Origin of the sequence: Frateuria sp., assembly GCF_035944355.1 — a bacterium.
Lineage (GTDB): Bacteria > Pseudomonadota > Gammaproteobacteria > Xanthomonadales > Rhodanobacteraceae > Frateuria_A.
In genome coordinates, this window is sequence record NZ_DASZBH010000007.1 from 95602 (window position 1) to 114552 (window position 18951).

The 18951-nt window shown below is 69.7% G+C and carries 21 protein-coding genes; 9 read left to right on the plus strand and 12 right to left on the minus strand.

The annotated features are described in order from the left end of the window. Positions 1–101 precede the first annotated feature (101 nt). Genes VGU03_RS03985 through VGU03_RS03995 form a run of 3 tightly spaced genes read left to right on the plus strand, consistent with a single transcriptional unit; the run spans position 102 to position 1578 of the window. The gene (locus VGU03_RS03985; RefSeq protein ID WP_327478822.1) at positions 102–686 is read left to right on the plus strand and encodes an RNA polymerase sigma factor; all 585 of its coding nucleotides are present in this window, start codon (positions 102–104) and stop codon (positions 684–686) included. After that, a complete protein-coding gene (locus tag VGU03_RS03990; RefSeq protein WP_327478823.1) occupies positions 683–1075 on the plus strand; it encodes a DUF3619 family protein in 393 nt (130 codons plus the stop codon). Before VGU03_RS03985 ends, VGU03_RS03990 begins: the two co-directional genes overlap by 4 nt. Then, positions 1072–1578, plus strand: a complete 507-nt coding sequence (locus VGU03_RS03995; protein ID WP_327478824.1) for a DUF3106 domain-containing protein — start codon at positions 1072–1074, stop codon at positions 1576–1578. Before VGU03_RS03990 ends, VGU03_RS03995 begins: the two co-directional genes overlap by 4 nt. An 80-nt stretch (positions 1579–1658) precedes the next feature. On the opposite strand, the gene VGU03_RS04000 is transcribed toward VGU03_RS03995, so the two are convergent. Then, complete coding sequence (locus tag VGU03_RS04000; protein WP_327478825.1) at positions 1659–2753, minus strand: NAD(P) transhydrogenase subunit alpha; 1095 nt, start codon at positions 2751–2753, stop codon at positions 1659–1661. A 155-nt stretch (positions 2754–2908) separates the two neighbouring features. Here VGU03_RS04000 and cdd point away from each other — a divergent pair, with 155 nt between their 5' ends. The 5 genes from cdd to VGU03_RS04025 all read left to right on the plus strand — a co-directional run bounded on the left by cdd (position 2909) and on the right by VGU03_RS04025 (position 5966). Next, complete coding sequence (cdd, locus tag VGU03_RS04005) at positions 2909–3316, plus strand: cytidine deaminase (protein ID WP_327478826.1); 408 nt, start codon at positions 2909–2911, stop codon at positions 3314–3316. 132 nt (positions 3317–3448) lie between these two features. Next, positions 3449–4018 (plus strand): nitroreductase, encoded by a 570-nt coding sequence (locus VGU03_RS04010; protein ID WP_327478828.1) that lies wholly within the window; start codon positions 3449–3451, stop codon positions 4016–4018. Next, positions 4006–4923 carry a 5'-3' exonuclease gene (locus VGU03_RS04015; protein WP_327478830.1) on the plus strand — a complete coding sequence of 306 codons (918 nt, stop codon included), beginning with the start codon at positions 4006–4008 and terminating at the stop codon, positions 4921–4923. Before VGU03_RS04010 ends, VGU03_RS04015 begins: the two co-directional genes overlap by 13 nt. Before the next feature lie 31 nt (positions 4924–4954). Further along, the gene (locus VGU03_RS04020) at positions 4955–5545 is read left to right on the plus strand and encodes an NUDIX hydrolase (RefSeq protein ID WP_327478831.1); all 591 of its coding nucleotides are present in this window, start codon (positions 4955–4957) and stop codon (positions 5543–5545) included. Positions 5546–5615: 70 nt separating this feature from the next. Continuing rightward, positions 5616–5966, plus strand: coding sequence for a hypothetical protein (locus tag VGU03_RS04025; protein WP_327478833.1), 351 nt, complete (start codon positions 5616–5618; stop codon positions 5964–5966). Positions 5967–6106: 140 nt separating this feature from the next. On the opposite strand, the gene VGU03_RS04030 is transcribed toward VGU03_RS04025, so the two are convergent. The 3 genes from VGU03_RS04030 to VGU03_RS04040 all read right to left on the minus strand — a co-directional run bounded on the left by VGU03_RS04030 (position 6107) and on the right by VGU03_RS04040 (position 9347). Continuing rightward, positions 6107–8176, minus strand: coding sequence for a M13 family metallopeptidase (locus VGU03_RS04030; protein ID WP_327478834.1), 2070 nt, complete (start codon positions 8174–8176; stop codon positions 6107–6109). Positions 8177–8334: 158 nt separating this feature from the next. Further along, complete coding sequence (locus tag VGU03_RS04035; protein ID WP_327478836.1) at positions 8335–8769, minus strand: hypothetical protein; 435 nt, start codon at positions 8767–8769, stop codon at positions 8335–8337. Continuing rightward, positions 8766–9347, minus strand: a complete 582-nt coding sequence (locus VGU03_RS04040; protein WP_327478837.1) for a sigma-70 family RNA polymerase sigma factor — start codon at positions 9345–9347, stop codon at positions 8766–8768. The genes VGU03_RS04035 and VGU03_RS04040 overlap by 4 nt, the downstream gene beginning before the upstream one ends. Before the next feature lie 111 nt (positions 9348–9458). On the opposite strand from VGU03_RS04040, the gene VGU03_RS04045 reads away from it, so the two are divergent. Then, positions 9459–9785 carry a hypothetical protein gene (locus VGU03_RS04045; RefSeq protein ID WP_327473080.1) on the plus strand — a complete coding sequence of 109 codons (327 nt, stop codon included), beginning with the start codon at positions 9459–9461 and terminating at the stop codon, positions 9783–9785. A gap of 50 nt (positions 9786–9835) precedes the next feature. Here the strand turns inward: VGU03_RS04045 and VGU03_RS04050 are convergent, their stop codons facing one another. From VGU03_RS04050 to VGU03_RS04085, 8 genes are all read right to left on the minus strand, one after another. Then, complete coding sequence (locus VGU03_RS04050) at positions 9836–10135, minus strand: STAS domain-containing protein (protein WP_327479041.1); 300 nt, start codon at positions 10133–10135, stop codon at positions 9836–9838. Between the two features lie 146 nt (positions 10136–10281). Then, entirely contained in the window at positions 10282–11463 is a 1182-nt protein-coding gene (locus tag VGU03_RS04055) for a methyl-accepting chemotaxis protein (protein WP_327478839.1), read from the minus strand. 16 nt (positions 11464–11479) lie between these two features. Beyond that, positions 11480–12577 (minus strand): chemotaxis response regulator protein-glutamate methylesterase, encoded by a 1098-nt coding sequence (locus tag VGU03_RS04060; protein ID WP_327478840.1) that lies wholly within the window; start codon positions 12575–12577, stop codon positions 11480–11482. Positions 12578–12722: 145 nt separating this feature from the next. Beyond that, positions 12723–13373, minus strand: a complete 651-nt coding sequence (gene cheD, locus VGU03_RS04065; protein WP_327478841.1) for a chemoreceptor glutamine deamidase CheD — start codon at positions 13371–13373, stop codon at positions 12723–12725. Next, a complete protein-coding gene (locus VGU03_RS04070; RefSeq protein ID WP_327478843.1) occupies positions 13370–14242 on the minus strand; it encodes a protein-glutamate O-methyltransferase in 873 nt (290 codons plus the stop codon). Before VGU03_RS04070 ends, cheD begins: the two co-directional genes overlap by 4 nt. A gap of 2 nt (positions 14243–14244) precedes the next feature. Continuing rightward, positions 14245–15972, minus strand: a complete 1728-nt coding sequence (locus VGU03_RS04075) for a methyl-accepting chemotaxis protein (protein WP_327478845.1) — start codon at positions 15970–15972, stop codon at positions 14245–14247. 12 nt (positions 15973–15984) lie between these two features. Next, entirely contained in the window at positions 15985–16488 is a 504-nt protein-coding gene (locus VGU03_RS04080; RefSeq protein WP_327478847.1) for a chemotaxis protein CheW, read from the minus strand. Between the two features lie 498 nt (positions 16489–16986). Continuing rightward, positions 16987–18951: a chemotaxis protein CheA gene (locus VGU03_RS04085; RefSeq protein WP_327478849.1), complete on the minus strand. Its 1965-nt coding sequence runs from the start codon at positions 18949–18951 to the stop codon at positions 16987–16989.

The following is an 18951-nucleotide window of genomic DNA, read 5'->3' on the forward strand; positions in this document are numbered from 1 at the left end:
GCATCATACGGTCGCACGTCAACCCGTGCGAGCCTGTCGCGTTGATGCATCCGATCCTTTCGCAACCGGGCCAGGACGCCGATGACGCGGACCCCGACGCCATGAACAGCCTTGCCGGCGCCCTCGACAGCGGCCTGCTGGCGCCGGATGCGCGCGCCGTGCCGGCCACCCTGGACGCGTTCCTGGCCGACGTCGAGCGCCGCGCTTTCCGCCTGGCCGAACTGCAGCTGGGCCATCGCGAGGACGCGCTGGACGCGGTGCAGGACGCCATGCTGCGTCTGGTCCGGCACTACCGCGACAAGCCCGCGCAGGAGTGGACGCCGTTGTTCTGGGGCATCCTGCGCAGGCGCATCGTCGACCTGCAGCGCCGGCGCAAGGTGCGCTCGATCGTGGTCGGCTGGCTCGGCGGCCGCGACGAGGACGGCGAGGACCTGCCCGCCTGGGAGCCCGCCGACAGCACGCCCGGCCCGCTGCAGCGGCTGGAGGACGGCAAGGCGTGGAGCGAGATCTCCGCCGCGGTGCAGCGCCTGCCCCGGCGCCAGCGCGAAGCGTTCCTGCTGCGCATGCTCGAAGGCCTGGACGTGGCGGACACGGCCAGGGCCATGGGTTGCTCCGAAGGCAGTGTCAAGACTCATCTGTCGCGTGCGATGCACCATCTGCGCGACCAACTGGAGGACTGGCGATGACGCCCGATCCCGACAAGTTCGCCCGGCGCGCCCGCGCGCTGTACCTGGAAGCCAGCCGGCAGCTCGATCCGTCCACGGCCGAGCGCCTGCGCGCGACGCGCCGGCAGGCGCTTGCCGCCGCGCGTCCGGCGCCGCACCGGTTCGCCTCGCGCGTGCTGCTGCCGGTCGGTGCCTTCGCCGTGCTCGCCCTGGCCACGCTGATGATCTGGCAGCCGCTGCGGCGCGCCGACAGCGCAACGCCGCAGGCGGCCTCCACGGCGCAGACCGCCGACGCGGATGTGGACCTGCCGCCCGACGCCGACAGCGCCGATCCGCAGCTCTACCAGAACCTCGACTTCTTCGATTGGCTCGCCGCCAACGACACCTCCAGCCGCAGCACTGAGCCATGACGCGCTTCGCACTCCTACCGCTGCTGCTTGCCCTGCTCGCCCTTGCGCCATCGCACGCGCAGGAGGCGCCGCCTCCCCCGCCGTCCGGCGAAAATGCCGAGCTGCCGGCGCCACGCCCCTGGCGCAGCCTGGATCCTGCCCAGCAGGAAGTGCTCGCCCCCTTGCGAAACGACTGGGACAGCATGCCGCCGCGCAAGCAGTCGCACATGCTCAAGCGCGCCGAGCACTGGGTCACCCTGCCGCCCGACCGCCGCCAGGAAATCCGCGAACGCATCGCCCGCTGGCAACAGATGACGCCCGAGGAGCGCCAGCGCGCACGGGCCAACATGCACAAGTTCCACCACCTGCCGCCAGGCCAGCGCGAACGCCTGCACGATGCCTATCAGCGCTTTCAGCACCTGCCGCCGGACCAGCGCGAACGCCTGCTGCGCCAGTGGCGCTCGCAGACGATCGAGCAGCGGTTGCAGGGGCTCGACCATCCGCCTCGGTCTGCGGGACACTGACCCGGGACCGTCTTTCGGGAAAGGGGCAATACGGTGGATCTCGGCGCAGGGCCGCCTGCCGCGCCAGTACCGCCGACGATTCAGGGCCGCGGCTCGCCTTCACGCGTGAGGCAGGTCTTGGCGATCAGTTCGTCACCGAAGTCGGGCGCGAGCGCCCCATCGCGGAGCATCAGCTCGACGAAGTTGTAGACGTTGCGCGCATACATCTCCGAGGCATGCAGAGGCGCGCCCGCGGGTAGGTTCAGCGGGCCGAGGATGCTCACGCCCGCATGCTCGACGCGTTCGCCCGGCCGGGTCAGCTCGCAGTTGCCGCCGCCTTCGGCGGCCAGGTCCACCACCAGTGCGCCGGGCTTCATGCCCTCGACCATCGCCTGCGTGACGATCTTCGGGGCCGGGCGGCCGGGCACCGCGGCGGTGCTGACGATCACGTCGACGAGCTTGAGGTGTTCGGCCAGCGCCTGCTGCTGCGCGGCGCGCTCCTCGGCGGAAAGCTCGCGCGCGTAGCCGCCGCTGCCGGCGGCGCTGACGCCCAGGTCCAGGAATTTCGCGCCCAGCGACTCGACCTGCTCGCGCGTCTCCGGACGCACGTCGTAGCCCTCGATCTGCGCGCCCAGCCGGCGCGCGGTGGCGATGGCCTGCAGGCCGGCCACGCCGGCGCCGATCACCAGCACCCGCGAGGGCCGGATGGTGCCGGCGGCGGTGGTCAGCATGGGGAAGAACTTCGGGCAGGCTTCGGCGGCGATCAGCATCGCGCGATAACCGGCCACGGCGGCCTGTGAACTCAGCACGTCCATCGCCTGCGCGCGGGTGGTGCGCGGCAGCAGTTCCAACGCGAAGGCGGTGATCCGGCGCTTGCCCAGCGCGGCGATGCGCTCGGCGGCGCCGTGCGGCCGCAACTGGCCGACCACCATCGCGCCTTCGCGCAACTGGCCGTAGACGGCGTCTTCCGGCGGCAGCACGCAGGCGAGCAGGTCGGCCTGGGCGAGCACCTGCGCCGCGTCGGCGAATTCCACATCGGCGTAGGCGCCCTCGGGGAAACCGGCGGCCGTGCCGGCGGCATGCTCCAACAGCACCCGCACGCCCTTGCCGCGCAATTTCTTCGCCACCTCGGGCGTGATCGCCACCCGCCGCTCGCCGGCAGCCGCCTCGCGCAATGCGCCCACGGTAATCGCCATGTGTCTCCCCCGCGTCCCGATGCGCCATCCTAGCCCATGGGCGCCCGCACACGCCGGTCGACCGGCGCGCCGGCGGCCGCAGTAGACTGGCCCACCGGCAGCGCCGCCAGCGGCGCGCACGGGGTCTTTGCAGGAGATCCCTCGTGTCCCCACCCATGCCGCTTCCAGCCGTCGACCCGCTGATGCTCGTGGCCCGCCAGGCACGCGAGCAGGCCTATGCGCCGTATTCGAGTTTCCAGGTCGGCGCCGCGTTGCTCACCCACGATGGCCGCAGCTTCGCCGGCTGCAACGTGGAAAACGCCGCCTACGGCCTATGCAACTGCGCCGAGCGCACGGCGCTGTTCAGCGCCGTCGCGGCCGGTTGCCGGCCCGGGGACTTTTCCCAGCTCGCGGTCGTCGCCGACACGCCGGGGCCGGTCAGCCCCTGTGGCGCCTGTCGCCAGGTGATGGCCGAACTGTGCGACGCCGGCATGCCGGTGCTGCTTGGCAACCTCGCCGGGGACGTGCAACGCACCACCGTGGGCGCGCTGTTGCCCGGCGCCTTCACTTTGCCGCCGAGTTGAGCGCAGAGCGGTGCGGCGGCGGCGCGAGCCCTGGCTCGCGCGCCAGGCGTGGGCGCTGAACGTCTCGCGCTCCTGTTGAGCGGGCGCGAGGCCGGCTTGTGTAGGATGTCGGCTTTCCCCGTGCGTCCTCCCATGTCCGATCCGTTGTCCCTGTTGCTGGAACGCCATTCCATCCCTTCGCGCCAGCTCGGCGCGCCGGCCCCGGAAGGGGCATCGCTGCGCGCGCTGCTGGAGGCCGCCATCCGGGTGCCCGATCACGGCAAGCGGGTGCCGTTCCGGCTGATCGAACTGCGCGGGGCGGCCAAGCTCGCCTTCGGCGAGCGGCTGGCGGAGCGTGCGATCCGCCGCGATCCGGAGCTTTCGGAGGCCAAGCGCGAGAAGGAGCGCACGCGCTATGCCTTCGCGCCGCTGGTGCTGGTGGTGGTCGCGCGCCTGACCGAAGACAGCAAGGTGCCGCCGGTGGAGCAGGTGAACACCGCCGCCTGCGTGGCCTATAACCTGCTGCTGGGCGCGCACGCGATGGGCTACGGCGCGCAGTGGCTGACCGGCTGGGCCGCCTACGACGCCGAAGTGGCCGCGCTGCTTGGCCTGGCGGCCAACGAGCAGGTGGTGGGCTTCGTGCACATCGGCACGCCGCAGATCGAGGTGCCCGACCGTGACCGCCCCACGCTGGACGATCTGCTTTCCACATGGACGCCGTGACCCGGATGGACCCTGGCGCATCCGCCGTCCATCTGGTCGACGGCAGCCTGTACGTGTTCCGCGCCTGGCACTCGATGCCGGACGCGTTCCACGACGCCGACGGACACCCGGTCAACGCGGTGCACGGCTTCGCCCGCTTCCTGTGCGAGCTGCTGGAAAAGACCCGCGCCGAGCACGTGGCCGTGGCCTTCGACGCCTCGCTCACCAGCTCCTTCCGCAACGCGATCTACCCGGCTTACAAGGCCAACCGCGAACTGCCGCCGCCGGAGCTGGAACGCCAGTTCGTGCTCTGTCGGGCGATCACCGAGGCGCTGGGCGTCAGCGTGCTGATCGACCACAGCTACGAGGCCGACGACCTGATCGGCAGCGCGCTGTGGAGCCTGCGCGGGCACGGCCTGGCCAGCGTGATCGTCTCGGCCGACAAGGATTTCGGCCAGCTCCTGGGCGAGCACGACGAACAATGGGACTTCGCCCGCAACCATCGCTGGGGACCGGCCGGCGTGCACGAGAAACTCGGCGTGCACCCGCATCAGGTGGCCGACTACCTGGCCCTATGCGGCGACGCGGTGGACAACATCCCCGGCGTGCCGGGCATCGGCGCCAAGACCGCCGCCAGCCTGCTCGCCCACTTCGGCAGCCTGGACGTGCTGCTGGAGCGGGTCGAGGAGGTGGCCTTCCTGCGCATCCGCGGTGCCGCCGCCTGCGCCGCGCGGCTGCGCGAGCACGCCGAGCTGGCCCTGCTGTACCGCCGGCTGACCCGGATCGCGCTGGACGCCCCGGTGGCGCCCGCCGCCGATGCCCTGCGCCGCGGCACGGGCAAGGGTGACCTGGACGCGCTGTGCGAGCAGTTGCGCTTCGGCCCGCTGACGCGCAGCCGGCTGCGGGCGGTGCTGGCGGGCGGTTGAGCGCCGCGGCAGGGCACGGCACCATGGGTGGATGGACCCGAACGCCTCCCCGCTTCCGCCCGACGCCCACGCCCCCGTCGAAACCCTCTGCGAGGGCCGCTGGCTCACCCTGCGCAAGCGCGGCCGCTGGGAGTACGCCGAACGCAACAATCCAGGCGGCGCGGTCATCATCGTGGCGGTGACACCGGAAGACCGGGTGCTGTTCGTCGAGCAGTACCGCGTGTCGATCCTCAAGAACACCATCGAGATGCCGGCCGGGCTGGTCGGGGATCTGGGCGACCAGCCCGACGAGAGCGCGCTGCTGGCCGCAGCGCGCGAGCTGGAGGAGGAAACCGGCTACCGCTGCGAGCGGGTGGAATTCATCCACGAGGGGCCATCGTCCTCGGGCATGAGCACGGAGATGATCGCCTTCGTGCGAGCCCATGGTCTGGTGCGGGTGGGGCCAGGCGGCGGCGACGAGACCGAGAACATCGTGGTCCACGAGGTTCCGCGCCGGGAGGCCGGCGCCTGGCTGTTCGCCCGCGCGGCCGAAGGCTATTCGGTGGACCCCAAGCTGTTCGCCGGACTGTGGTTCCTGGAGCACGCCGGAACCGATCCGGCCGGCGGCGATACGACGGCCTAAAGGATTCCCGCAACCGGCCGATTCCCAGGGTGTCGCCTCCTATCGACTCCCTAACGCAACGGAATCCGCCATGAAAATCCTGCTCGCCTCCGCCCTGTTCCTGCTCGCGCCGATGGCCGCCCACGCCGCCTGCTCGCCTACCGACTTTGCGGTGCAGGACTTCAAGATCGCCGCCAACGGCGGCCGCCTGAGCCTGAAGGGCCAGCTGGTCAACCATTGCGCCGAGGCTGCCGCCGCGCAGGTCACGATCGAGGCCAAGGACGCCAGCGGCAACGTGCTGGTGAGCAAGAAGGGCTGGCCGGCCGGCACCGCCAACATCGGCCCCGGCCAGTCGGTCGACTTCGACCTGGGCCGCCTGTTCCGTTATTCGTCCGACATGCAGAGTTTCACCGCCGGCGTGGCGGACGTGCGTACCTGGTAAGCATCGGACCGGATGCACTGCCCAGCAAAAAGGCCCCGAACGGGGCCTTTTTTGTTGGGCGGGGGGTACAGCGCCGCCCAACCGCACACCGAACCTTCCCCCGCAAACACGGGGGAGGCCCGGTACCGCGCTCTGCGTGCTTACCAGATATGCACCCGGTCCTTCGGATCGAGGTAGAGCTTCTGGCCCGGCTTCGGATCGAAGGCCTTGTACCAGGCGTCGATGTTGCGCACCGTCTGCGCGCGGTAGCGACCCGGCGCGTGGCCGTCGGTGATCACCTGCTGGCGCAGCGCCGCATCGCGCGTCTTGGTGCGCCAGGACTGCGCGAAGGCCAGGAAGAACCGCTGGTCGCCGGTCATGCCGTCGATCACCGGCGCGTCCTTGCCGCCCAGCGACTTGTGGTAGGCGATCCATGCGGCGGTGAGGCCCGATACGTCCGCGATGTTCTCGCCCAGGGTCTGCTGGCCGTTGATGTGCAGGCCGGGCAACGGCTCGTAGGCGTCGTATTGCTCGACCAGCTTCTGGCCGGCCGCCTTGAAATGGGCCAGGTCCTGCGGCGTCCACCAGTTGGCCAGGCGGCCCTGCGCGTCGAACTCGGCGCCGGTGTTGTCGAAGCTGTGGCTGATCTCGTGGCCGATCACCGCGCCGATCGAGCCGTAGTTCGCGGCTGCGTCGGCCTTCGGATCGAAGAACGGAGCCTCCAGGATCGCCGCCGGGAAGTTGAGCGCGTTCTGCAGCGGCAGGTTCACCGCGTTGACCGTCTGCGGCGTCATCCACCATTCGCCGCGGTCCACGCTCTGGCCCAGCTTGGCCTTCTGGTGGCGGTATTCCTGTTCGACCGCGCGCAGGTGGTTGCCCAGCGCGTCGTCCGGGCGGATCTCGAGCGCGCTGTAATCACGCCAGGTTTCCGGATAGCCCACGCCGACCTTGAGCGTCTCGATCTTGGCCTTGGCCTTCTGCTTGGTGGCCGGGGTCATCCAGTCGAGCGAGTCCACGCGTTCGTCGAAGGCGGCCAGGATGTTCTTGACCATGTCCTGCACTTGCGCCTTGGACGAGGCGGGGAAGTACTTCTTCACGTAGATCTGGCCGACCGCGTCGCCCAGGTCGTTGTTGACCGCGCCGATCGCGCGCTTCCAGCGGTCGCGCTGCTTGGGCGTGCCCTGCAGGGTGTGGCCGTAGAACTCGAAGCTGGCGTCGGCGTAGGCCTTGGGCAGCAGGCCGGCGCTCTCGTTGATGGTGTGGAAGGCGAGGTAGGCCTTCCAGGTGTCCAGCGGCTCGCTGGCGACCAGCGCCGAAAGACCCTTGATGCCCTGCGGCTGCCAGGCGTCGACCACCGGCTGCCCGGCCAGGCCGGCGGCCTCGAAGAACGCGTTCCAGTCGATGCCGGGCGCCTTCTGCGCATAGGCGCTGGCAGGCCACGGGTTGTTCGCCTTGTGCACGTCCTCGCTCTCGACCAGGCTTTCCTGCGCGTTAGCGATCTTCGTTTCCAGGGCCATGACCGCGCCCGCCTTGGCCTGGGCATCGGCCACGCCGGCGCGCTGCAGGGTGGCGGCGACGTAGGCCTTGTACTTGTCGCGGAAGCCGGCCATTTCCGCGTCGTTCTTCAGGTAGTAGTCGCGGTTGGGCATGCCCAGGCCGCCCTGCAGCAGGTAGGCGATATTGTGCGAGGGATCTTCCAGGCCCTGCGTCACGAACAGACCGAACAGGTGCTCGGTATCCCAGTGGGTCGCATTGACCGGATCGACGTCGGCACGCAGCTGGCCGCCGAGCACGCGCGAGAGGTCGGTGCGGGTCTTGATCGCATCGATCTTGTCCAGCTCGGGCTTGAGCGGGGCGAGGCCGGCCTTCTCGATCGCCGCTTCGTTCATGAAGGCGGCGTAGTAATCGGCGATCTTGCGCGCATTGCTGCCCGCGGCCGGATGGCCGGCGCCGGCATCGCGGATGATCTGCGCATTGCGCTTCTCGGCCTTTTGGAACACCTCCAGGAAGATGCCCGTGCTGGCCCGGTCGGCCGGGATCACGGCGTTCTTGCGCCAGTTGCCGTTGGCGTAATTGTCGAAGTCGTCGCCCGGCTGCACCGAACGGTCCATGCCCTTCAGATCCACGCCCAGCGGCGCCTTGCCCTGCTGCGCCGCCGCCGCGAACGCACCCGCGCTCACCGCCGAGCCGCACAGCAGTGCGGCCGTCACCATCCATCGCATCGCTTGCATTTGAGTACTCCAGGCCAAACAGGCGCCCACGATAGCCCCGATGCGACAAGAGCGCGTGCATGACCTCTGGGCTAGGCGCATGAGCGGCGCCTCTAGCCGGGCCGCGGCCAACCTCCCCTGGGATGCGGGGCAAGGCCGCCACCGGCGCTACCGGCCTGCTAACGAGCCTGGTGGTGCTGCAGCCAGTGGCGCGACAGGCGCGAGAACCCGAGGCAGGCCACGAGCGCCCATAGCCATGGCTTGGCCAGCAGCGCGCCGGTCGCGCCCTGATCCAGCGAAGGCAGCCAGGCGTTGCCGTAGATCGCGGCGGACACCAGCCCGGCCAGCGCAAGCAGTCCGAACAGCCAGGTTTCCAGGCGGTTGTCGGCCGCTCGTGCGGGCGGCTGCACGCGTTGCGCCATGCGGCGGGCGAAATCGGGCGGCAGCTGCGCCTCAGGCGGCTGCGCCAGCACGTGCGCCAGCAAGCGATAGCTGCGTACCCGGGGGTCGCCGGCGGGCGAGGCCACGCCGGCGCGCTCGTCGGCCAGGGCACGCTCCTGTGTGGCCCACTCGTTTTCATCGACAGGTGGCGAAAAAGGACGTTCGTGGTTCATACGGCAACTCCCAGCCGGCCTTCGAGCATCTCGCGAAGGCGCAGGCGCGCGCGGAACAGATGACTCTTGATGGTGCCGGAGGCCATGCCGGTGATCGCTGCGATCTCCGGGATGCTGGCCTCCTCCAGATGGTAGAGCGTGAGCACGGTGCGCTGCACCGGTGGCAGCGCATCGACCGCGGCATGCAGGCGGCGCGCGATCTGCGCGTCGCCGAAGGCCTGCTCCAGATCGAAGTCGTCGCCTACGTTCTCCACCGGCGAGGCCGCGCCTTCGTCGGCGGCAGGCTCCAGCAGCGGGATCCGTTTGCGCTGCAGATGGCGCAGCGCGATCGAGTAGGCCACCTGCCCGATCCACGACTTCAATGCGCTTTCGTAGCGGTACTGGTGCAGGCACTGGTGCACGCGCAGGAAGGTTTCCTGGCACAGCTCCCTGGCATCCTCGGGGTGGCGCACCATGCGGTAGATGATGTGCCAGCACAGGCCCTGGTAGTCGCGCACCAGGCGCTCGAATGCGCCGGACGCGCCGCGCAGTACGGCATCGACCAGCTCGCGGTCCGGATTGGGTGGGCGCGTATCCATCGCAGCTGGGATACGCGCGCAGGGCAAACGGTTGCAAGTGCCTTCGGCTGCAACCGTACCGGGGCCGGCCGTCTCTCTTGTGCCAAACCCGTCCACACTGGAGCAGGAACCATGAATCTCGGCGATCTCATCCCCATCACGCTGTTCATCTGCATCACCTACGCGATCAAGGTCATCGTCGATGCGCGGGTGCGGCAGAAGATGGTCAGCGTCGGCGGCTCGGAAGAGCTGGTGCGCTCGGTGCTGCAGAGCGAGGAGCTGCGGCGGCGGCATGCCTCGCTGCACTGGGGCGTGGTGCTGGTCGCGCTGGGCCTGGGCTTCGCGCTGATCCAGGCCTTCGGATGGCAGGACCTGACGCCCGGCCTGGTGGCCGTGCTGGCGGTCGCGACCGGGCTGGGCAATCTGGTGTTCTACGGCATCGCGCGCCGGTTGGGATGACCCTTCCCTGCTTCCTCTCCCCCCGCCGGGACGGGGAGGAAAAGCGTTGGTCAGTGCAGCACGAACAGCTTGTCGAAGCCGGCCACGCGCAGCGTGCCACGCAGCTCGTCGCGGGCGTTGACGATGCGGATCTCGGCGTGGTCGGCGCCGGCGTGCTCGCGCAGCAGCAGCAGCATGCCCAGCGCGGAGCTGTCCATGCGGGTCACTTCGCCCAGGTCGATCACGTAGCTGCGCGCCTTGAGGCCCGAGGCCAGGCAGGCGTCGTGGAAGTCGCGGTGCATGCTGAAGTCGAAGTGCTCGCCCAGGTGCAGGGTCAGGCAATCGGTGTCGCTGTCGTGGTGGACGTTGATGCTCATGGGTTGCCTCGAATTGGCGGAGCTTTCTCTGCCGTCAATCCCGCGAAAGCGGGAATCCATCTTGCTTGGCGCCGAAGGTCGAAACGGATTCGCGCGCTCGCGGGATTGACGCTCCCGGGAGCGGTGCTCCAGGTGGCTTGCTAGAACAGTTCGATCTCGCCGGCGTCCATCGAACTCTGCAGCGCCGGACCGCGCGAGCGCAGGCGGGCCTTTTCGCGCTGGACCGCCAGGCGGGCGCGTACGCGCTGTGCGCGGGCTTCCAGCGCCTCGGCGTCGATCCGGCTGCAGGCCAGCTCCTCGATGTCGCGGGTGCAATCGGCGGTGATTTCCTGCAGCTCGACCAGGCGCGTGCGCGTCTGCTGCAGCAGCTGGCTCAGGATGTCCTCGAACTGCAGCGAGCGGATCGTGGTGGACACGTCCGAACCCAGGCCGCGGTTGATCTCGACCACCTGGTCGGCGACCGCGTTGGTGCGCGCGTCGGACTCGGTGACGTGGGCCATCATCGCGTCGATGCCGCCCTTGGCCGACAGCGCAACGTTCAGGTCCTGGGAAGCCATGGTGCCGACCAGGCCGCGCAGCTGCTCCATCGCGGCGCGGGCGCGCTCGACGTGGCTGCCGATCTGCTCGTTGAACTGGTTGGAGTTGCTGGCCAGGTTGCGGATCTCGCCGGCGACCACCGCGAAGCCGCGGCCCGACTCGCCCGCGCGCGCCGCCTCGATCGAGGCGTTGAGCGCCAGCAGGTTGGTCTCCTCGGCGATGGTGTTGACGTTCTTCAGCAGGCCGAACACCGCGTCCATTTCCTTGGCCATGCCGTCGATGCGGTAGACGATGCGCAGGCTCTCGCGCGACATCTGCACGATCATGCCGACGAAGTGCTCGAGCAGGTCGCCGGTGCGCGCGGCGAAGTCCTGCACCGACACGCCGCCGTTCTGCACGTCGATGATCTGCTTGAGCAGCGACTGCTGCAGGCCGGTCTTCTGCGACAGGCCGTCGAAGCCGCCGCCCAGCTCCAGCACCGCGTCGCGCAGCAGGTCCAGCCCCTGGTGCAGCTCGCGGGTGGCGTGGCCCAGTTCGTCGACCAGCGCGCTGCGCACGTCCTCCATCGCTTCGCGCACAGGCGTGCTGTCGGCCTCGACGGGCACTTCGGCCGCGGCCTGCGCCGCGGTGCGGCGGGCCTCCACGATCCAGGCGGCGGCCAGCGCGATCACCAGCACGGGCGGCAGCCAGGCGGGATGCCACAGCAGGCTGACCAGCAGCGCCGCGGCGCTGGCCGAGAAGCCGATCAGGTGGCGGGTGTGGAAGAAGGAAAGGATGGCGTTCATGGAACTCTTCCGCGGTTCATAGGGCGACGCGCAACGCGCTGTCGATGGGTTGGCGCGCGAGCCTGAGCAGGCGCGCGGCGATCTGGTCCAGCGGCAGCGCCTCGCGGGCCGCGCCGAGCTTGAAGGCGGCGCCGGGCATGCCCCACACCACCGAGGAATCCTCGTCCTGCACCAGGGTGGCGGCGCCGGCCTGGGAAAGTTCCAGCAGGCCGCGCGCGCCGTCGTCGCCCATGCCGGTCAGCAGCGCGGCGATGGTGGCCTTGCCCACGCTCGCCGCCATCGAGCGGAACAGCACGTCCACGCTGGGCTTGTGGCGGTTCACCGGCGGGCCGTCGTGCAGGCGGCAGACGTGCCTGGCGCCGTCCCACATCACCAGCAGGTGCTGGCCGCCGGGCGCGATGTAGGCATGCCCCTGCTGGATCGGCTGGCCGTCGCGCGCCTCGCATACGCGCATGGCCGAGCAGCTGTCCATGCGTACGGCGAACGGCCCGCTGAAAGCCGCCGGGATGTGCTGGGTGATCACGATGGGTGGCGCGTCCGGCGGCATGGCTTCGAGCACCACGCGGATGGCCTCGGTGCCGCCGGTGGAGGCGCCGATGGCGATGATCGGGCTGCCACCGCGTGTGCCGGCCGACTGCGACAGCGGCAGCACGGCGTCGGCCGACAGCCGCGGTGCCACGTCCAGCTTGCGCACGGCCGTGCGCGAGCGCGGCCGGGAGCGCGCCGCGGCCTTCACCTTGGCGCAGATGTCGTGCGCGCTGTCGGCGAAGGTGCTGGCCAGGTCGCTGGAGGGCTTGGTGAAGAAATCCACCGCGCCCAGTTCCAGCGCGCGCAGAGTGACGTCGGCGCCCTGCTCGGTCAGCGAGGACACCATCACCACCGGCATCGGCCGCAGCCGCATCAGGTTTTCCAGAAAGGTCAGCCCGTCCATGCGCGGCATCTCGACGTCCAGCGTGAGCACGTCGGGATTCAACTGCTTGATCTTGTCGCGTGCGATCAGCGGATCCGGCGCGGTGCCGACCACCTCGATGCCCGGATCGGAGGCGAGCATGGTCGACAGGAGCTTGCGCACCAGTGCGGAATCGTCGATTACCAGAACGCGCACGCTCGTCATTTCTTGCTTCTCTCGGATTCGGGGATGGGCTGCTCGCGGCCCGCCCGGTCGTCATTCCCGCAAAAGCGGGAATCTCTTGCCCTGATGCACAAGGCGAAGTGGATTCCCGCTTTCGCGGGAATGACGCCGGGGAGCAGGACGCGCTCTAGAACAGCTCCACCTCTCCCTTTATCGGATCGTTTGCCAAACGCTTGAGGTAGTACCGTTCGCCGTCGACCAGCGCCGCATCGCGCGTGCCGCGCAGCTGGCGCACGCGCACCTTGCCGCTGGCGGGAAAGAACTGGACCTGGCGCGGGTACACGTCGCCCAGGTCCGAGGCCGCCACGTCCAGCTTCTCGGTGGCCAGGTAGCGCTCGACGAACTCGATGTTGCGCCGGCCGATGTCGGTCATCTGCGCCAGCACGCGGCCGCCGCCGAACACTTTCACCTCCAGGTCCTGGCGCTGGCCGCCGGCCTTGAGGATGGCGTTGATCAGCTGCTCCATCGCGTCGGAGCCGTAGCGCGCGGCGCGGCCGATCGCGGCCGACCAGCCATCGCGCTCGCCGACCGGCTCGGGCAGCATGAAGTGATTCATGCCGCCTACGCGCCGGCGCTTGTCGCGGATGCAGGCGGCGATGCAGGAACCGAGCACGGTGGAGATCATCTCCTCCTGCGTGCTCACGTAGTACTCGCCGGGAAGCACCTTGGCGGTCACGCATTGGTGGGTCGGATCCCAGAACCTGCGCAGATGCTCGAAACCGGGTAAGGCGGGTGCGATGGCCTGGCGGAAGGGCAGGCTCGCGACAACCTGGGTCATGCGGTCTTTTTCCGGTAGATGGTGCGGCCGATCAGTTCGAACTCGTCGGAGAGACCGTGCATGGATTCGGAATGGCCCAGGAACAGCGGGCCACCCGCGGGCAGCAGCCGGGCGAAGCGCTGGAACAGCTTCTGCTTGGTCGGCTGGTCGAAATAGATGATCACGTTGCGGCAGAAGATCGCGTCGAACGGTCCCTGCATCGGCCACTCGTGCAGCAGGTTGAGCGGCAGGATGGTGGTCAGCTCGCGCAAGCGCGGATGCACGCAGGCCAGGCCCGCGTACTCGCCTTCGCCGCGCAGGAACCACCGCCGGCGCCGCTCCTCGCTGACTCCCTCGATGCGCTCGAGCGGGTAGACGCCTTTCCGGGCCGTGGCCAGCGCCGCAGGCGAGAGGTCGGTGGCGAGGATCTTGGCGTCCACGCTGCGGCCGCAGCGTTCCAGCGCCTCGGCCAGGACCATGGCCAGCGAGTAGGGCTCCTCACCGCTGGAGCAGCCGGCCGACCAGATACGCAGGCGGTCGCCCTCGCGGCGCTTCTGCTCCAGCCAGCGCGGCAGCAGCTCGCTGGCCAGCGCCTCGAAGTGATGCACCTCGCGGAAGAACGCCGTGACGTTGGTGCTGATCGCGCTGGCCAGTTCGCCCAGCTCGCTGTCCGGATCGCTGCGCAGCAGCTCGCAATAGGCGCCGAAGCTCTTCATGCCCAGCGCGCGCAGGCGCCGCACCAGACGCCCCTGCACCAGCTGGCGCTTCTGCTCGCTGAGCGCGATGCCGCAGTGCTCATAGACGAAACCGCGCAGGAACTGGAAGTCGCCGTCGCCGAGCACCGGGCCGGCGAGGCCGGCCACACTGTCCTGGTCGGCGACCGCGCTCATGCTCAGAACTCTTTCCAGGCGCCCGCGTCGGCCACCGCGGCGACCGGCTCGGCCGCGCGCGCCCGCAATGGCGTGGTGTTGCGCACCGCGGCGAACACCGCCTCGGCCTCGGCCACCACCGTCGAACGGGCCTGCGCCGGAGCGGGAGCGGCCGGCGCCGCGTCGCCCTCGAGCCTGAAGAACGCCACCTGGCGGGCCAGCTCGCCGGCCTGCTCCTGCATGGCGCGGGCGGCGGCGGCGGCTTCCTCGACCAGCGCGGCGTTCTGCTGGGTCATCTCGTCCATCTGCGAGACGGCGTTGTTGACCTGGTCGATGCCGGCGGACTGTTCCTGGCTGGCTGCGGCGATCTCGGCGACGATGTCGGTGACCTTCTTGACGCTGTCGACGATCTCGGCGAGCGCCTTGCCCGACTGGTCGACCAGCTCCGAGCCGGTGCGCACCTTTTCCGCGCTGTCGTTGATCAGCGCCTTGATCTCCTTGGCCGCGCCGGCCGAGCGCTGCGCCAGGTTGCGCACCTCGGTGGCGACCACCGCGAAGCCGCGACCCTGCTCGCCTGCGCGTGCCGCTTCCACGGCCGCGTTCAGCGAAAGCAGGTTGGTCTGGAAGGCGATCTCGTCGATCAGGCTGACGATGTCGGAAATCTTGCGGCTGGAGGCGTTGATCTCCTTCATCGCCACCACCGCCTGCGAGGCCACCTCGCCGCCGCGCTCGGCCTGTTCGCGGGCGCCGCGGGCCAGCTGGTTGGCGTGGCTGGCGTTCTCGGCGTTCTGCTTGACGGTGGAGGTCATCTCCTCCATCGAGGAAGCGGTTTCCTCCAGGCTGGAGGCCTGCTCCTGCGTACGCTGGGACAGATCGTCGTTGCCGCGGGCGATCTGCTGGGCGGCGGTGCTCACCGCGCCGGAACCGTGGCGGACCTCGCCGACGATCGCCGAGAGGCGCTCGTCCATGGTGCGGAAGGCTTCCAGCAACTGGCCCAGCTCGTCGTTGCGCTTGACCTCGATGGCGTGACCGAGCTTGCCTTGGGCGATCTCGCGGGCGATGCGGCCGGCGTAGGTGAGCGTGCTGATGATCGAACGGCTGAGCGAGAGCGCCATGAGGACGGCGATCAGCAGGCCGGCGGCAAGCGCGCCGATGCTGATCGCTCGGATGATCCCGAAGCGTGCCACCTGGGCCTGATAGGTGTCCCGCGCCTCCTCACCCTGCATCTCGATCAGCTTGCTCAGCACGTCCAGGCGCATGAGCATCAGGGGCCGCACTTCCATTTCCAGCACATCACGTGCGCCGGCGTCGTGCTGGGCGAGAGCATCGGACATGTCCTTCATCGCGGCCACGTAGTCCGACTCTTCGGCCATGTACTTCTTGTACTGCGCGGCGACCTTTTCGCTCTTGGGGAAGGCCTCGAACTTCTTCTTCGCATCGGCGAAGGACTTCTCGTAGGTCCCGTGCTCGGCGATCTTCTGCTGGAGCAGGGCGGGGTTGTCCACGTGCGAAGCGGCCTCGCCCAGGACGATGAACTGCATCAGCGACGTCGAGCGCATCACGGCCGCCGTCTGCGCCGGCAGGATCTCCTGCTCGTACATCGCGGCCATGCCCTTGTTCTGCATCTGCATCGAGCCGATACCGATGATGGCGCCGGCAACGAGCATGGCCATCAGCATGCCCAGTACCAGCCGAAGCCGGTTGCGCAAGGTCAGTGCGGGAATCTTGAACTTCACTTTCGGGAGTTTCATCGGTCGGTCCTGTCAGGCCACGGCTTTAACGTCGACGGCCGCGGGCAAGGCGGCTTCCAGCATCTGCGCGTCCTGCGGCTGCAACAGCTTGTCCACGTCGAGCAGGAGCACCATGCGCTCGCCGAGGGCGGTCAGTCCCTTGAGGTATTCGGTATCTACGGTGGTGCCCATGTCCGGCACCGGGCGAATCTGGTCCGCTTCCACGTCCAGCACGTCGGAGACCGCATCCACGACCACGCCGAACAGTCGGCCGGCCACGGTCACCACGACCGTCACCGTGGTCGCGGTGTACTCCTCGCGCGGCAGTCCGAAGCGCAGGCGCAGGTCCAGCACCGGCACGATCGCGCCGCGCAGGTTGAGCACGCCCAACACGTAGGAAGGCGCCTGCGGAATGCGGGTCACCGGCGTCCAGCCGCGGATCTCGCGCACCGCGAGGATGTCGATCCCGTACTCCTCGGCGCCCAGCCTGATGGTCAGTTGCTGCACCGCGAGCGTGGCGTTGGTTTCTTCGTGCATGGGAGCTGTTACCTGGGATGGCGGACGCCTCGGACGCGTCCTCTTCGTTCAAGGATGTCGGCGTCCCGGGCCGGAACTTGAGCCGTGAGCCCGTCCCGGGCGGGACCGACCCGGACCACGCCGGCGCCCCCGGGCGCTCCTGCGCCCTGTCGGGGGCCATGGCCACGGCGAGGCGCGCGGAAACCGTCCGGGGCGGCGCCCGGGATGCCTCGGCCGCCCGTGGCGCAGGCCGCGCCGCCGAGACGGAAGTCCCGCACCGCGCCGCGGCGCAAGCCTCCTCGACCAGCGAAATGCTCCTGGCCGGGAAAGACCGTCGTTGCCCTTGGCGATCTGCTGCGCCGCCTTGCTCACCGCCGTCGAGCCGCGTTGCTGGCCACCGGCCGCGCGCTGGCGGAAGGGGGCGGCGATGGCCACGGCCGACTCGCCTTCATGGCGCATCGTGTATCGCCGGGCGCCGGCCTGCCGAAGGCAGCCGGTCCGCGGTCACGCCAAGGCGGCTCAGGCCGCCTTGCTGCGGCGGGCCAGGCGGGTCGCGCCGGCCACGTCCACGATCAGCGCCACCGAGCCGTCGGCCAGGATGGTCGCGCCGGAGACGCCCTGTACGCGTCGGTAATTGGCTTCCAGCGACTTGACCACCGCCTGCTGCTGGCCGACCAGCCCGTCGACGAACAGTCCCACGCGGCCGCCGTCGCCCTCGACCACGATCAGCAGGCCATCCTCGATCGCCTGCCGGGCACCGGCGCAGCCAAACAGCTGATGCAGGCGCAGCAGCGGCAGGTATTCGCCGCGGAAGCGGAACAGCTCGCCGCCGCCGGGCATCGTCCTGAGGGCGTCGGCCTTCGGCTGCACGCTCTCGACGATGGACACCAGCGGCACGATGTAGCGCTCCTCGCCCACCGCGGCGGTGAGGCCGTCGATGATCGCGAGCGTGAGCGGCAGGGTGATGGTGAACACGCTGCCCTGCCCGGCCTTGCTGCGGATGGTCACCGTGCCGCCGAGGTTGGCCACGTTGCGGCGGACCACGTCCATGCCCACGCCGCGGCCGGAAACGTCGGTGGTGACCGCCGCGGTGGAGAAGCCCGGCTGGAAGATCAGCTCGGCCACCGCCTCGTCGCTCATGCCCTCGCCGCTCTTGACCAGCCCGCGCTCGATCGCCTTGCGCACGATCGCGTCGCGGTTGAGGCCGGCGCCGTCGTCGGACACCTCCACCACGATGGTGCCGCCGCGGTGGAAGGCGTCCAGCTTGAGCGTGCCGGTCTCGTTCTTGCCGGCGGCGCGGCGCTTCTGGGGCGACTCCAGGCCGTGGTCGATGGCGTTGCGCACCAGGTGCACCATCGGGTCGCCGATCTTCTCCAGCACCGTCTTGTCCAGCTCGGTCTGCTCGCCGTGCAGTTCGAGCTTCACCTGCTTGCCGAGCTTCTGGCTCAGGTCGCGCACCAGCCGCGGGAAGCGATTGAACACCGAGGCGATCGGCAGCATGCGGATGCCCATCACGCTTTCCTGCAGCTCGCGCGCATGGCGTGCCAGCTGGGTCAGCCCCTGTTGCAGCAGCGCCACGCGCGAGGGGTCGAACTCCTCGCGGAAGGTGTCGAGCATGGCCTGGGTGATGACCAGCTCGCCTACCAGGTTGATCAGGCCGTCGATCTTGTCGATCGCCACGCGCACCGAGCTCGATTCGGCATTGGCCTCGCGCGTGCCGCGCGCGGCCGCCTCGGCGATGCTGGCCGGCGCCGGCGGTGCGGCTGGCGTCACCACGGCGCTGGGCCTGGGTTCGATGGCCAGGTCGCACTCGTCCTCGACCCAGTCGAATACCGCTGCGATGTCTTCGCGCCGGACCGGCGCCTTCAATTCGATCGACCAGCCCAGGTGGCATTGCGCCGGATCGAGTTTGGCCAGCGTCGGCAGGCGCGACAGGTCGGCCTCGACCACCAGCTCGCCCAGCCCGGCCAGTTCGCGGATCAGGCGCAGCGGATCGTTGCCGCCGGCGAGCATGCCCGCGTGCGGATGGAAGCGGATGATCCAGGCCTCGGCCTGGTCGCTGGCGCGGCGCCCCTGCGCGGCAGGCGCGGGCGCGGCCCGCCCCATCATCGCCGCCAACTCGCCGCGCACGCCGTCGGAGGTGGCGTCGTTGAGCGGCGCCCCGGCCTTGGCGCGGTCGAACATGCCGCGCAGGCAGTCCACCGAGCGCAGCAGCAGCTCGATGATCGGCTTGTCGATGGCGCGCTTGCCGCCGCGCACCTCGTCCAGCAGCGACTCGGCCTCATGGGTGAAGGAGGCCATCTCCGGGAAGCCGAAGGTGGCCGCGCCGCCCTTGATTGAATGGGCCGCGCGGAAGATGGTGTGCACCAGCTCCCCGTCGCCGCCCTCGTCCAGCGCGAGCAGCGAGGATTCCATCGTGTCGAGCCCTTCCAGGCTCTCCTCGATGAAGACTTGTTGGAACTGCGCCAGGCCGCCCGTGCTCAT